Origin of the sequence: Streptosporangium sp. NPDC049046 (assembly GCF_040649155.1) — a bacterium.
Taxonomy (GTDB): domain Bacteria; phylum Actinomycetota; class Actinomycetes; order Streptosporangiales; family Streptosporangiaceae; genus Streptosporangium.
On sequence record NZ_JBEZEZ010000031.1, the window covers coordinates 50,841 to 64,799 of the forward strand.

11 protein-coding genes are annotated in these 13,959 nt (G+C 70.8%); 3 read left to right on the forward strand and 8 right to left on the reverse strand.

Features of this window, described 5'->3' with window-relative positions; genetic code table 11:
• Positions 1-103: 103 nt before the first annotated feature.
• Together AB0B96_RS33225 and AB0B96_RS33230 are read left to right on the forward strand one after the other, a co-directional pair.
• On the forward strand, positions 104-1,195 hold the full coding sequence (locus AB0B96_RS33225; RefSeq protein WP_362905171.1) for a Gfo/Idh/MocA family oxidoreductase: 1,092 nt from the start codon (positions 104-106) through the stop codon (positions 1,193-1,195).
• A gap of 250 nt (positions 1,196-1,445) precedes the next feature.
• Complete coding sequence (locus AB0B96_RS33230) at positions 1,446-2,795, forward strand: pectate lyase (protein WP_362905173.1); 1,350 nt, start codon at positions 1,446-1,448, stop codon at positions 2,793-2,795.
• Between the two features lie 166 nt (positions 2,796-2,961).
• Here the strand turns inward: AB0B96_RS33230 and AB0B96_RS33235 are convergent, their stop codons facing one another.
• From AB0B96_RS33235 to AB0B96_RS33245, 3 genes are all read right to left on the reverse strand, one after another.
• The gene (locus tag AB0B96_RS33235; protein ID WP_362905175.1) at positions 2,962-4,431 is read right to left on the reverse strand and encodes an aldehyde dehydrogenase (NADP(+)); all 1,470 of its coding nucleotides are present in this window, start codon (positions 4,429-4,431) and stop codon (positions 2,962-2,964) included.
• 66 nt (positions 4,432-4,497) lie between these two features.
• On the reverse strand, positions 4,498-5,220 hold the full coding sequence (locus AB0B96_RS33240) for a hypothetical protein (protein WP_362905177.1): 723 nt from the start codon (positions 5,218-5,220) through the stop codon (positions 4,498-4,500).
• Between the two features lie 197 nt (positions 5,221-5,417).
• The gene (locus AB0B96_RS33245; RefSeq protein WP_362905179.1) at positions 5,418-6,362 is read right to left on the reverse strand and encodes an alpha/beta hydrolase; all 945 of its coding nucleotides are present in this window, start codon (positions 6,360-6,362) and stop codon (positions 5,418-5,420) included.
• A gap of 181 nt (positions 6,363-6,543) precedes the next feature.
• Between AB0B96_RS33245 and AB0B96_RS33250 the strand changes: the two genes are divergently transcribed.
• On the forward strand, positions 6,544-7,659 hold the full coding sequence (locus tag AB0B96_RS33250; protein ID WP_362905182.1) for a WYL domain-containing protein: 1,116 nt from the start codon (positions 6,544-6,546) through the stop codon (positions 7,657-7,659).
• A gap of 29 nt (positions 7,660-7,688) precedes the next feature.
• Here the strand turns inward: AB0B96_RS33250 and AB0B96_RS33255 are convergent, their stop codons facing one another.
• From AB0B96_RS33255 to AB0B96_RS33275, 5 genes are read right to left on the reverse strand one after another with little or no spacing between them, the layout of a single operon-like run.
• Complete coding sequence (locus tag AB0B96_RS33255) at positions 7,689-9,275, reverse strand: acyl-CoA synthetase (RefSeq protein ID WP_350946556.1); 1,587 nt, start codon at positions 9,273-9,275, stop codon at positions 7,689-7,691.
• Between the two features lie 19 nt (positions 9,276-9,294).
• Positions 9,295-10,446, reverse strand: a complete 1,152-nt coding sequence (locus AB0B96_RS33260) for a thiolase domain-containing protein (protein WP_362905184.1) — start codon at positions 10,444-10,446, stop codon at positions 9,295-9,297.
• Positions 10,447-10,452: 6 nt separating this feature from the next.
• A complete protein-coding gene (locus AB0B96_RS33265) occupies positions 10,453-11,472 on the reverse strand; it encodes a thiolase domain-containing protein (RefSeq protein WP_362905186.1) in 1,020 nt (339 codons plus the stop codon).
• Entirely contained in the window at positions 11,473-12,384 is a 912-nt protein-coding gene (locus AB0B96_RS33270) for an OB-fold domain-containing protein (protein ID WP_350946553.1), read from the reverse strand. It lies immediately after the preceding gene.
• Positions 12,374-13,924 carry an acyl-CoA synthetase gene (locus AB0B96_RS33275; protein WP_362905188.1) on the reverse strand — a complete coding sequence of 517 codons (1,551 nt, stop codon included), beginning with the start codon at positions 13,922-13,924 and terminating at the stop codon, positions 12,374-12,376. Before AB0B96_RS33275 ends, AB0B96_RS33270 begins: the two co-directional genes overlap by 11 nt.
• Positions 13,925-13,959: the final 35 nt, after the last annotated feature.

A 13,959-nucleotide genomic window follows, 5' to 3' on the forward strand; every position in this document is an offset into this window, starting at 1 on the left:
CCTTACTAAATTGGGCCCTTGACGTTAATCACGGATGTCATCAATGTTTCTTGCAACCGGTTGCAGGATGCCGGGGCCCGGGACCGCGATGGGAGATGGCGTAATGGAACCGGTTCGCGTGGTGCTCGCCGGAGCGCACGGTCACGGCTGGTGGCATCTGTCGAACGTGCGGCGGCTGGCCGAGGCCGGGCTGGTGAGGCTCGCCGGGGTGTGCGACGTGCGGCCGGTCGACGGCCTGCCCGAGAGCGCGGAGTTCTCCGACGACCTGGTCGAGCTGATCGGGCGTACCGGCGCCGAGGTGACGATCCTGTGCACCCCCATCCACACCCACGCCGAGCTGGCGGAGAAGGCGCTGCGCGCCGGGTCGCATGTGCTGCTGGAGAAGCCGCCCGCCGCCACGTACGCCGACTACCTGCGGATCGTCGCGCTGGCCGAGGAGACCGGGCTCGCCTGCCAGGTGGGATTCCAGAGCCTGGGCTCCGAGGCGATCCCCGCGATCCGGCGGATGGTCGCCGAGGGGACGATCGGCCGGGTCACCGGGATCGGCGCGGCGGGCGCGTGGGAGCGTCCCTACTCCTACTACGACCGGGTGCCGTGGGCGGGCAGGCGCGAGGCCGGCGGCGTTCCCACGGGCGACGGCGTTCTCACCAACCCGCTCGCGCACGCCACCGCGACCGCGCTCGCCGTCTCCGGCGCGGCGGTGGAGAACGTCGAGGTCGAGCTTTACCGGGCCAACGCGATCGAGGCGGACGACACCTCGTGCGCGCGGGTGCGGATGGACGACGGGACGACGGTGACGGTCGCGGCCTCGCTGTGCGCGGACCGGCGGCACGAGCCGTACCTCATCGTGCACGGCGAGAGGGGGCGGATCCGGCTGACCTACACCGAGGACCGGGTCGAGTTCGCGGGGACCTCGGTCGTCCACCCCAGGACCGACCTGCTGGAGAACCTCGTCGCGCACCTCCGCGACGGCGCCGAACTGCTCGTACCGCTGGAGAGGACCGCGGGTTTCATGCGCGTCCTGGAGGCGGTACGGCTCGCGCCGCGACCGCTCGCCATACCGGACGTGTTCCAGGAGGTCGGCGACGAGCGCCGGGTGCTGCCCAGGATCGCCGAGGTGACGGCGGCGAGCGCGGAACGGCTCGCGCTCTACTCGGAACTGCGCGTGCCCTGGAGCGAGCGTGCCCGCCCCTGACCGAAACCCCGAGAACCCTGGATCGGGCGCGCCCGTCTTCGGCCGCGCCGCAAGGCGGCCTTGCCCGGAAGCGGGCGTCGTTCCTGAGGGCGCACCCGTCCTCACCCGGACCCGCGCATGCCCTGGAGCGGGCGCACCCACCCCTGACCTGGGCGCGCCCGCTCCAGTATCCGGAAAAACCCCGGGGCCGTACGCGCCTTGCCGCCCTGCCCCGCAGCGTCCCTCCCACCTGACCTCGTGAAGGAAGACCATGAAACGAGCCGTCGCGCTCACCGCCCTGCTGTCCCTGGCGGTCCTCTCCGCCCCTGCCGCGTCCGCCACCTCCTTGAGTACCGGCGCCCCCGAGACCACGACCTCGTCGGAGTCGGAGTCGGAGTCGGAGTCGAAGGCCGCCGGGCGCAGGCCGGACCTGGGCCGCCAGACCCTGCCCGCGAACGACGGCTGGGCCGCCGAGGGCTCCGGCACCACCGGTGGAGCCGCGGCGCCCGCGTCGAACGTGCACACCGTCTCCACCCGCACCGAACTGGCCACCGCGCTCGCCGCCCCCTCACCAAAGATCATCTACGTGAAGGGGGCGATCGACACCGACAGGACCTGCGCCGACTACGCGACCGGCGGCTACACCCTGGAGGGCTATCTCGCCGCGTACGACCCGGCGGTGTGGGGCAGGGAGAGCGACCCCTCGGGCCCGCTGGAGGACGCGCGGGTCGCCTCGGCCGCGAAGCAGAGCGCGAACATCAGGCTCAAGGTCGGCTCGAACACCACCATCGTCGGCCTCGGCAAGAACGCGCGGATCCGCGGCGTCAACCTGCACGTCGACAAGGTCGACAACGTCATCATCCGCAACATCCTCTTCGAGGACACCGCCGACTGCTTCCCCCGGTGGACCCCGACCGACGGCGCCGAGGGCAACTGGAACTCCCTGTACGACAACATCTCGGTGACCGGCTCGACACACGTGTGGGTGGACCACAACACCTTCACCGACGGCGACAACCCGGACTCGAAGCAGCCGTTGCGTTTCGGCAGGCCCTACCAGGTGCACGACGGGCAGCTCGACATCACCCACGCCTCCAACTTCGTCACGGCCTCCTGGAACCGGTTCTCCGGCCACGACAAGACGATGCTGATCGGCTCCACCAACAACCCGGCGAACGACACGGGCAAGCTGAACGTCACCCTCCACCACAACCACTTCGAGAACGTGCTCCAGCGGCTCCCGCGCGTGCGCTTCGGCCAGGTGCACGTCTACAACAACTACTACGAGATCCCCGACGCCTCGACCTTCGAGTACGCCCTCGGTGTGGGCGTGCAGTCGCAGATCTTCGCCGAGAACAACCTCTTCCGGCTGAGCCGGGCGGTCGCCCCGTCGAGTCTCCTCTACGACTGGGGCGGCACCGCCCTCACCGCGAGGGGGAACCTGCTTCGCGTCGGGGGCAAGGTCTCCCCCGTCGACCTCGTCTCCGTCTACAACGCCGCCCACGACCCCGACCTCGGCTCCGACGCTGGCTGGACCCCGGCCCTGCACACCGGGATCGACCCGGCCGCGTCGGTGGAGCGTTCGGTCTCCCGGCACGCGGGGGTCGGCGAGATCGGCTGAGAACGCGTCGGCCCGGCACCGCGGACCCGGACGGCCCGTCGTTCACGAGCCGTCCGGTCCTCGGGTTCTCCCCTCGGGCCGGTAGAGCCGGCCCGCCGAAGAGGCATCGGCGGGGCCGGTGGGGGGCACGCCGCTCTCTGACCGGTCCGAAGACCGGCGGGAGGCGTCAGGCGTGCCCCTCCACGAGGACCCCGTCGACCCGGCGGGGGATGCCGAGGGGGTTGTCGTCGCGCAGTTCCGGCGGCAGGAGCTCAGCGGGCCAGTCCTGGTAGGCGGTGGGCACGAGCCACCTGCGGATCGCGGCGGCGCCGACCGAGGTGTGGGCGGCGGCCGTGCTCGCGGGCCAGGGACCGCCGTGGTGCATCGCCCAGCGGACCGCCACCCCGGTCGGCCAGCCGTTCCAGATCAGCCGTCCCGCCTTCCTGAGCAGCACCTCGGCGCTCTCGCGCGCCTCGGCGGGGTCGGTCGCGTGGACCGTGGCGGTGAGCGAGCCGTCCAGCCGCTCCAGTACGGCAGGCAGGTCGGCGGCGTCGGCGTAGACGACCACGAGGGCGGCCGGACCGAAACACTCCTCCACGAGTTCCGGCAGGTCGGCGGCGAACGTCGCCAGGTCGGTGACGAACACCTGCGGGGTCACCGCGAACGCCCCCTCGCCGGGCCTTCCCTCGGCGAGCGGGGTGAGCCTGCCGAGCCTGGCCAGCCCGTGCTGGAAGCCCCCCCGCATCCGCTCGGTGAGCATCGGCCCGCCCGCGGTCTCGGAGACCGCCTTGGAGATGGACGCCAGGAGGTCGGCGTCGTCGGGGACGAACACCAGTCCGGGGTTGGTGCAGAACTGCCCGGTGCCGAGGGTGAGCGAGGCGGCGAACCCCTGGGCGAGGCCGTCGCGGGCGGCCGAGGGCAGCACGACGACGGGGTTGACGCTGCCCAGCTCGCCGTAGAACGGGATGGGGTCGGGCCGCTCGGCGATGAGCGCCTGGATCGCCTTGCCACCGGGGATGGAGCCGGTGAACCCGACGGCCGCCACGGACGGGTGCCGGGCGAGCCGCTTGCCCGCGTCGAGCCCGCGGACCAGACCGAGCAGCGCCGGGTCGGGCAGGGCGCCCCGGATGATCTGCCAGGACAGCTCCGACGTGCCGGGGTGCCCGTCGTGGGCCTTGACCACCACCGGGCATCCGGCGGCCAGCGCGGAGGCCGTGTCGCCGCCCGCGACCGAGAAGGCGAAGGGGAAGTTGCTCGCCGCGAAGACCCCGGCCACGCCGGGCAGCGGGTGGTTCATCCGCCGCAGGTCGGGGACCGGCGGCTGGGCCGTCGCGTGGTCGATCACCGCCTCCACGTGCCCGCCGTCCCGCAGCACCTGGGCGAAGAGCCGGAACTGACCGGCGGCCCGCGCCACCTCCCCGCGCAGCCTGGTCTCCCCGAGCGCGGTCTCCGCGTCGGCGGCCCGCCAGAGCTCCTCGACGCCTCCCTCCAGCGCCACCGCCACCGCCTCCAGCGCCGCCGCCCGGTCCGCGGAACGCCAGGCGGGCCCGGCCGCGAGAGCCGCCGCGACGCTCGCGTCCACCTCGTCGTCCGAGGTGAGGGGGAAGGGATCTCCGAAGGACTCACCGGTCCTGGGGTCGATTGAGTGGATCACCACGAAAGCCTTTCCTCAGCGGAGCCTGCCACGCCAGGCTACCCGTCAACGGTAAGCGCTTTCCCTAGATCAAGGAAGCACGGCCTCCCAGCGGGCGATGAGGGTCTTGCCCCCGGCGGTCACCGTCACGTTCTCCCCTGCCTTGCCCAGGGCGGTACGCAGCGCCTTCGCCTCGTCTCCCCGATAGGTCTTGGTGCCGAAGTTGCCGCCGGACGCGGCCTCGATCGGGGTGGTGATGCCCTCGGGCCAGGTCGCCTGCCGGATGGGCCTGGTGCTCGGGTCCTCGTACATCGTCACCGTGACCGGCGCGGTGACATCGGGCGTGCCGGTGGCGCGGATCCGCGCGGTCAGTTTCGAGAGGCGCTCGGTCGCGGCGACGACGGGGGCGTCCTCCGCCGTCGGCGTCCCCTCCAGCCTGGTCTCGTGGGTCCTGCCTGCGGAGTCCACCACGGTGACGACCGCGAAGGGCTGGTCGGTGGCCCCTCCGGTACGGTCGAGCGTGCCCTCCCTCCCGGCCAGGGACTCGACCAGCCCGGCCCGCAGGTCACGCAACTCGGCCGCCGGGAGGGGGACGACGACCAGCTCTCCGTCACGCAGCGAGCCGGCCCGTCCGTCGGCGGTGACGCTCATGCTGTCGCCGCCCTCGCACGTCATCCCACCGCAGCTGACGTACCGAACGACGACGGCACCCGGCCGTTCCCCGGCCGGCGCGGTGGTCTCGACGGCGACGGTGGTGGTCCCCGAGCAGCCGACCATGAGGAGGAGCGGGACGACGGTCCGCAGAAAACGCATCACCTTCCGGAAACGGATCGCGGGCCAGAGCGGTTCACGCCCTACTGAGCGAGGGGTCCGGGGGCAGAAGTCGGCGGCGGAGACGATCATGATAGCTATCGCGGACAACGACCGATTACCGGGGTTGCAGAGGTCACGTACGTCTTCGGTGTCGAGCGGACCGGCCACTTCCCGGATGTCGGCCTGTCATATCGCGGTCAGGTGGCGTCCTGCTGTTCCAGCCACTTCACAATCGCTCGGTTCGTTTCTTCCGGCTTCTCCTGCTGGATCCAGTGACCGCAATCAAGGCTGACCACCTCCACGTTGGGCACGAACTCCGCCAGGTTCTCACCCCGTGCGACCAGATCCCTGTCGCCATAGATCATGAGTGCGGGCTGTCGGATGATCGGGTCCACGTCCGCCAGCAGGTGCCAGTTGCGGTCGAGGTTCCTGTACCAGTTGATGCCGCCCGTGAATCCCGATGATTCGAAGGCGGAGACGAGGACGGCCAGTTCGCCGTCGCTCATGATGGGCTCGCCGAGCGGTGTTTCCGCTCTGGCGAGATCGATCAGCGCCATGCCCGGCTGAGGCTCTCTGGGGGGCTCGTTCTTCCGGTAGATGTTGCGGAGGAACTGGAATGTGTTGTCTTCGAACACGGCGTCCGCGACGCCCGGCTGTCGATTGAAGTGGACGAAGTAGAAGTCGCCGCCGAGCATGTCCTCCATGGACTCGATCCAGGGCTTCTCTCCGCGCTCGGGGTAGGGCAGGCTCAGGTTGATCACCTTGTTCACACGGTCGGGGTGCAACAGGGTCAGTCCCCAGACGACGAACGCACCCCAGTCATGGCCGACGAAGACGGCGTCTTCGTATCCATAGTGGTCGAGGAGTGCGACGAGGTCACCCGACAGGTGTTCGATGTCGTAGTCCGTCACTTCGGCCGGGCGGGACGAGTTGCCGTAACCCCGCTGGTTCGGTGCGATGACGTGGTAGCCGGCAGCGGCGAGGACGGGCATCTGGTGCCGCCAGGAGAAGGCGTGCTCCGGCCAGCCGTGGCAGAGCACGATGGGTTTTCCCGCATTTTCTCGGCCCGCCTCGAAGACTTCGAGTTCCACACCGTTGACCGGAACAAGGGTGGGCTTGGGAAAATCGGTTGGATTGGGCATCGCGTTTCCTCTGTCTTTTCGGAGTGATCGGGCGACGAAGGTTCCCGGAGACGACGTCGGCGCACCCCTGACGGGCCGGGGGTGTTCGCCTGTGGTCGACCTCGTCGGTGAGGTGATGTCGCCATCCTGCCAACCGAAACCGGTCACCCCATGACCGGTTTTACGTGAAAGTGTTGTCGGCGTGCGAACCGACCGGCTGGTGGCCATCCTCCTCTTGCTGCAACGGCGCGAGCAGGTGACGGCGGCAGAGGTCGCCCGAGAACTGGAGGTCTCCGAGCGCACCGCCCGCCGCGACCTCGACGCCCTGGCCATGGCCGGGGTGCCGGTGTACTCCATGCAGGGCCGAAGCGGCGGCTGGCGCCTCGTGGGCGGCGCCCGCACCGACCTGTCCGGGTTGACCGCGAGTGAGGCCCGCGCCCTGTTCCTGGTTGCCAGCCCGGTCTCGACTGCGACGCCGGCCGTGAAAGCGGCTCTGCGCAAGCTCGTCCACGCCCTGCCGGAGCCCTTCCGGGTGCAGGCCGAGGCGGCGGCGTCGTCGTTGGTCATGGACCCGCAACGATGGGGGGCGAGCCGGGTCGAGCGCCGGCCACCTCGCTTCCTCGACGAACTCCAGGACGCGGTGATCCGCGGCGTCCAGGTGCGGCTCGGCTACGTCGACCGCGAAGGCACCGAAACCGAGAGAACCGTCCACCCGCTGGGCATCGTCGCCAAAGGGCCGACGTGGTACCTCGTCACCAACACCGACGCCGGTCGGCGGACGTTCCGGATCGATCGCGTGTCATCCGTCGAGCCGACCGACGATCCCGTGCACCGGCCAGAGGGGTTCGACCTTGCCGAGAGCTGGAGGGAGATCGCCGACGCAGTCGACCGAAGGCGAACCCCCCTCGAAATCCAGGCCGTGTGCACTCCCGAAGGGATCGGCAAGCTCCGAATGACGCTCGGGGACCGGCTTGAGGTTGGAGGTTCCACGGTCGACGGCCGCATCGAGGTCGTGATCCGCGGCTACAACGAGTACGCGCTCGCGGGCGAGCTCGCCGGACTGGTCGAATGGCTCGAAGTGACCGGCCCGCCTGGTGTGCGAGACCACCTCACCTTGATCGGCAACGCGCTCGTCGAGCGATACGGCCGAGACAGCCCCAGCGCCCCCCTGCTGAGTCTTTCACCGCAGCCGCGCAGTGATCTTGTGTCCGACCGGTCCACGCCGCGCTTCCGGCAGTACGACAGCCCAGCCCGTCCAGCGGCCCCCGGCGACGAACAGGGCGACGTCCTGACGGCCTCCGGCCAGGAGAGCCGGTGACGTGCGGGAGGGGTGACCCGGTGAAACCGTCAGGAACGGGCGGCCTCGGCGGTCGTCCTGGCCCAGCGGTAGTCGGCCTTGCCCGCCGGGGAGCGGACCATCTCGTCGACGAAGGCGAAGGTCCTGGGCACCTTGTAGCCGGAGATCTTCTCCCGGCAGTGGGCGTCGAGTTCCTCGGCCGTCGGCGCCGTGCCGGGACGCGGCTCGATCACCGCCGCGACGCGGGTGCCCCACCGCTCGTCCGGGATGCCGGTCACGACCGCGTCGAAGACCGCCGGGTGGCCCTTGAGCACCGCCTCGACCTCCTCGGGGAAGACCTTCTCCCCGCCGGTGTTGATGCACGCGGAGCCCCGGCCGAAGACCGCGATGGTGCCGTCCTCCTCGACCTTGGCCATGTCTCCGGTGAGCAGCCAGCGGACCCCGTCCTTGTCCGTCACGAAGGTGCGGGCCGTCTTGGCCTCGTCCTTGTAGTAGCCGGAGGCGATCCGGCCGCTCCTGGCCACGGTGCCCAGCTCGTCAGAGCCCGGCTTGACCGGTTCCAGCGACTCGTTGAGCACGGCGAGGCCGGCGTGCGGGTTCGCCTGGTAGCGCAGCCCGGACTCGGGGGAGGATCCGGGAACCGCCGAGGCGGTGTAGCCGGACTCGGTGGAGCCGAAGCTGTCGATGATCATCTTGCCGGGCAGCAGTTCCTCCAGCCGTTCGCGTACCGAACCGCTGAGGATCGCGCCGGTGGAGCTCAGCGCGAACAGCGAGGACAGGTCGTAGCCTCCGCCGGCGATCTCGTCGGCGAGCGGACGGGCCATCGCGTCCCCGGTGATGTTGAGCGTGAGGACCCTCTCCCGCTCGATCGTCCGCAGCACCTCGGCCGCGTCGAACCTGCGGACGTACGCGATCGTGCCGCCCATGCACCAGGTGATGAAGGTGCCCATCTGGGCGGCGCCGTGCATCAGCGGCGCCGCGGCCATCATGGTCATCTCGCCCGCGGCCGAGGCCGCCTCGATCACCTCGCCGGGGGTGGCGCGCGGCTCGCCGTAGGGGTTGCCGCCGCCGAAGGCGAAGAACAGGTCCTCGGTACGCCACATCACGCCCTTGGGCATGCCGGTCGTGCCGCCGGTGTAGATGATGTAGAGGTCGTCGCCTGAGCGTTCGGGGAATCCGCGCGTCTCCGGCTGCCCGGCGAGCGCCTCCTCGTACGGCACCGCGCCCTCGACCTGGGACGGCCCTCCCACGGCGATCAGGTGTCGCAGGGCGGGGGCGTCGGGGGCCGTCGCCGCCACCCGGGCGTCGAACTCCACGTCGAACAGCAGGGCGACGATGTCGGAGTCCCGGTAGAGATAGAGCAGTTCCGCCTCGACGTAGCGGTAGTTCACGTTGACCGGCACGGCGCGGATCTTGAGGGTGGCGAGCAGTCCGGCCACGTACTCGATGCCGTTGTAGAGGTGTATTCCGACGTGCTGCCCGGCGCGCACTCCCCTGCTCTCCAGGAAGTGGGCGAGCCGGTTGGCGTGCGCGTCCAGCTCGGCGTAGGTCACGCGGCGGTCGCCGCAGACGACGGCCGTGCGGTCCCCGATCGCGTCGGCGAGTCCTTCGAACAGATCCGCGTGGTTGAACTCCATTCGCACCCCTCCTGGGGGATCAGGGTTTGTCGCTGCCGACCATCCACATCGCGAAGAACTGCGCGCCGCCCCCGTAGGCGTGCCCGAGCGCCCGCCGGGCGCCGTCCACCTGGTGCTCCCTCGCCATCCCTCGCACCTGGAGCGCCGCCTCGGCGAACCGGATCAGCCCCGAGGCGCCGATCGGGTTGCTCGACAGCACACCGCCCGAGGCGTTCCACGGGATGTCGCCGTCCAGGGCGGTCGCTCCGGACTCGGTGAGCTTCCAGCCCTCCCCCTCGGCGGCGAAGCCGAGGTTCTCCAGCCACATCGGCTCGTACCAGGAGAAGGGCACGTACACCTCCGCCACGTCGATCTCCCTGCGCGGGTCCGTGATCCCGGCCTGCCGGTAGACGTCGGCCGCGCAGTCCTTGCCGCCCTGCGGGTTCACGGTGTCGCGACCGGCGCGGAAGATCGGCTCGGAGCGGGTCGCCGCGCCGAGCACCCAGGCGGGGGTGCTGTCGGTGAGCTTGTCCTGCGCGGCCAGCACCATCGCGCAGGCGCCGTCGGAGGACGGGCAGGTGTCGAGGTAGCGGATCGGCTCCCAGAGCATCGGGGTCGACTCGACCATCTCGCGGTCGATGCCGGGGATCCTCAGGTGGGCGTACGGGTTCTTCAGCGCGTTGCGCCGGTCCTTGACGGCCACCAGGTGGCCGATGTGCTCGGGGGCGCCGGAGCGACGGATGTACTCGCGGATGTGCGGGGCGAAGTAGCCTCCCGCGCCGACGACGAGCGAGGCGCTGAACGGCAGGTGGGTGGACAGGGCCCAGGTCGCGTTGGACTCCGACTGCTTCTCGAACGCCACCACCAGCACCCGGTCGTGCACGCCGCCCTGGATGAGCGAGGCGCCGACGAGCGCGGTGGACCCGCCGACCGAGCCCGCCGTGTGGACCCGCATCATCGGCTTGCCCGCGGCGCCCAGCGCGTCGGCGAGGTACGCCTCGGGCATCATCACGCCCTCGAACAGGTCGGGGGCCTTGCCGATGACGACCGCGTCGATGTCCTTCCAGGTCAGGCCCGCGTCCTGGAGCGCGCGCAGGGCCGCCTCGCGGACCAGCCCGGCGAGGGAGACGTCGCGTCGCTTGGTCGTGTAGTGGGTCTGGCCGACACCGATGACCGCGCAGGGGTTACCCATGGTCGTTCACGCCTCCATCACGGTGACGAGGTTGTGCTGGAGACAGGGTCCGCTCGTGGCGTGCCCGAGGACGCGGCTCGCGGTGCCGTCCATGACCCGGGCGGCCGCCTCGCCGATCCTGATGAGGCCGGTGGCCATGACCGGGTTCGCGGCGAGGGGGCCGCCGCTCGGGTTGACGCGCGTGCCCTCACCGAGTTCCAGCGCCTCGCGCAGGATGAGCTCCTCGTGGCTGAACTGGACGTGCAGCTCGGCCACGTCGACGTCACCCTTGCCGGCCCCCGCCGCGCGTGCGGCGTCGGCGGCGGAGGCCGACCGGGCGAGGTCCCTCATGCCCAGGTAGTGCGGCTCGATGCGGTGGGCGATCCCCGTTATCCACGCGGGCCGCTCGCACAGCTCCCTGGCCAGCTCTCCGGCCGCCAGCACCACCGCGGCGGCGCCGTCGGTGATCGGGGCGACGTCGTACGGCCGCAGCGGCGCGACCTCCGCGTCCTCGCCCGAGGGGTCCGGCAGGTCGAGGGCGTAGGGGTTCGCCCTCCCGTCGGCCCGGCTGCGCCGCACGATCTCGTCGAGTTCGGCCCGTTTCGCCCCGGTGGCCGACGCCTGCAGCGCGGCGAAGGAGACCTGGTCCAGCCCGAGGGGAGCCAGGTAGTACGGGTCCAGCTGGAGCGTCATGATCTCCCGAAGGTCCCCCTGGGAGGACTTGCCGAAGCCGTAGACCAGGGCCGAGTCGACGTCGCCGTGCTGGAGCCTGACCCACGCCTCGTACAGCGCCCAGGCGGCGTCCATCTCGACGTGGCTCTCCGAGATCGGCGGCCAGGCGCCGAGCGCGTCGAGCGCGGAGACGAACGAGAACGGCGCGCCCGCCAGGTAGTCGCACGACCCCGAGCAGGTGAAGCCGAACCTGCGCAGCCCGGTCGCGGCCCTCACCTCCTCCAGCGGGGGCAGGATGAGTTCGGCCTCGCTCTGTCCCTCGTCGACGGCGCTGTGCCGGGTCTGCGCGAACGCGACGACCGCTATCTCCCGCATCTACAGCTCCACGTCCGGCTCGCCGGTGGGGGCGAACCACTTGATGTTCGACATGGACATCGTCCGCTCCTCCTGCGGCACCCAGACGGCCCGCACCCGCATGCCCTGGCGCACCTCGTGGGCCGCGATCCCGCCGACCAGGGCGATCATCGGGATGTCGGTGCCGTCGAGCTGGATGTACGCCGAGACGAACGGCACCTCGGGGGCCCGTGGGTCGGGCAGGTTGTTGATGGCGAAGGTGGTGATCGTGCCGGTGTCCGGGACGACCACCTCCTCGGTGATCGAGACCCCGCACTCGGGACAGGAGAGCCGGTAGGGCACGTAGACCTTGTGGCAGGTGCCGCACCGGCAGCCGATGAGGACGCCCTCTGCGACCCCCTCCAGGAAGCGGCGCAGCGCGAGCCCCGGCGTGACCGTGTACTCGGCGCGGACCTCGGAGACGATCCTGGTGACCTCGGGGACGAAGCTCTCGATGTCGGTGATGTGGCCGGTGCGCTCGGCCCGCCAGCGGGGGCGCACCCGCAGCCCCGGGCGCATCGCCCTGACATCTCCGGCGTCCACCGCGTGCACCAGCGAGGTGTCGGCGCCGTCCAGCCGGATCAGGGCCCAGGCGAACGGCCGGTCCAGCGGGTGGCCCTTCCTGGGGACGGTCACCCAGGCCCAGCTCTCCACGGTGCCCGCGGGGCCGACCTCGACGAACTCCTCGGTCACCGCGTCGCCGGTCTCGGGGTCGTACTCCAGCGGCGGCACCAGCGTGCGTCCCGCCGCCGTGCGGACCCCGAAGAGCCGCCCGTCGCGCAGTTCGGTGAGGAAGCGCCCGATCACCGGTCCCGTCGTGCGCGTGTATCCGCCGGGGAACTCCAGTACGTGCCGTGCCCGCAGCGGTGCCGGGGGGTCTTCGCTAGATGGCACGTTCGCGTCCCTTCCAGTACGGGTCACGCAGCTTGCGTTTGAGGAGCTTGCCGTTGGGCTCGCGGGGCATCTCCGTGACGAAGTCGACGGATCTCGGCCACTTCATCGTCGACAGGCGGCCCCTCAGCGACTCGACGAGCTCGGCGGCGAGCTCGGGCGAGGGTGCGACGCCGGGCGCGGGCTCGACCACGGCCTTGATCTGCTCGCCCCACTCCTCGTCGGGGATGCCGAACACGGCCACGTCCGCGACCTTGGGGTGGACCATCAGCTCGTTCTCGATCTCGGCGGGGTAGATGTTCGCCCCGCCGGAGATGATCATGTCGGCCTTGCGGTCGCAGAGGAAGAGGAAGCCGTCCTCGTCCAGGTAGCCGATGTCGCCGACGGTGAAGTGGTCGCGCAGCCGGTTGGCCTCGGTCTTCGCCGGGTCGCCCTTGTACTCGAAGCTGAGGCCCCGCATCTTCATGTAGACGGTTCCGGGGGTCCCCGCCGGCACGGGCTCCAGGTTCTCGTCCACGATGAGCAGCTCGCTGATCGGCCAGGCGGTGCCGACGGTGCCGGGACGGCTTCTCCAGTCCTGCGGGGTGGCGATGGTGCCGCCGCCCTCGGTGGCCGCGTAGTACTCGTAGACGCAGTCACCCCACCACTCCAGCATCGCCCACTTGACGGGGACCGGGCACGGGGCCGCGGCGTGGATCATCCACCGCAGGGAGGAGAGGTCGTACTTCGACCTCACGTCGGCGGGGAGGGCGAGCAGGCGCTTGAAGTGGGTGGGGACGAGGTGCGAGTTGGTGACGCGGTACCTCTCGCAGAGCCGGAGCGTCTCCTCGGCGTCCCATTTGTCCATGTAGACGAGCGTGTGCCCCATGTGCAGGGCCGTCCCCCCGAACTGGGTGACGGCGGTGTGGTAGTTCGGCGAGGTGACGAGGTGGACGTTCTCCTTGCCGGGGGTGATGCCGAACAGGGTGAGCAGGAACGTCATCAGCTCGGCGGCGTCGTCCGGGTCCATGCCGCTGAGCGGGCGCCGCACCCCCTTGGGCCTGCCGGTGGTTCCGGAGGTGTAGTGCATGGTGGCGCCCGCCGTACGGTCGGCGGGTGCGGTGTCGGGGCGCCCCTCGGTCAGCTCGGAGACGGGCCGCACGCCCTCCACCCGCCCGAACGCGAAGACCCGCTCGGGGGCGATGCCCGACTCGGCGGCGCCGCGCAGGCCCTCCTCGGCGTACCGCTCGTCGACGAAGAAGGCCCGGGCCTCGCTGTCGGCGACGATGTAGCCGATCTCGGGGCCGGTGAGGTGCCAGTTGATCGGCGTGTAGTACCAGCCGGCCTGCAGGGCGGCGAGATAGAGGACGAGCCCGTCGGAGCCGTTGGGCACGAGGCCGCAGATGCCGTCGCCCGCCTGGAGGCCGAGCTCTCTCAGGCCGTGGACGAGACGGTTGGCACGGGCGAGGAGGTCACCGGCGCGATGTTCCGCGCCGTCCGGGTCGACGGCGGCCACCCAGTCGGGGTCCGCCTGCGCCAGTCTCCAGAAACCGAGCGTACCCATCGGACATCCTTTCGCTGGAAAGGCCCCGGTACACC

Bases quoted from the DNA above. Each gene is read 5' to 3' on its own strand.
- AB0B96_RS33255 (WP_350946556.1), bottom strand. From the start codon at position 9,275: ATGGAGTTCAACCACGCGGATCTGTTCGAAGGACTCGCCGACGCGATC.
- AB0B96_RS33230 (WP_362905173.1), top strand. From the start codon at position 1,446: ATGAAACGAGCCGTCGCGCTCACCGCCCTGCTGTCCCTGGCGGTCCTC.
- AB0B96_RS33260 (WP_362905184.1), bottom strand. From the start codon at position 10,446: ATGGGTAACCCCTGCGCGGTCATCGGTGTCGGCCAGACCCACTACACG.
- AB0B96_RS33265 (WP_362905186.1), bottom strand. From the start codon at position 11,472: ATGCGGGAGATAGCGGTCGTCGCGTTCGCGCAGACCCGGCACAGCGCC.
- AB0B96_RS33240 (WP_362905177.1), bottom strand. From the start codon at position 5,220: ATGCGTTTTCTGCGGACCGTCGTCCCGCTCCTCCTCATGGTCGGCTGC.
- AB0B96_RS33225 (WP_362905171.1), top strand. From the start codon at position 104: ATGGAACCGGTTCGCGTGGTGCTCGCCGGAGCGCACGGTCACGGCTGG.
- AB0B96_RS33245 (WP_362905179.1), bottom strand. From the start codon at position 6,362: ATGCCCAATCCAACCGATTTTCCCAAGCCCACCCTTGTTCCGGTCAAC.
- AB0B96_RS33275 (WP_362905188.1), bottom strand. From the start codon at position 13,924: ATGGGTACGCTCGGTTTCTGGAGACTGGCGCAGGCGGACCCCGACTGG.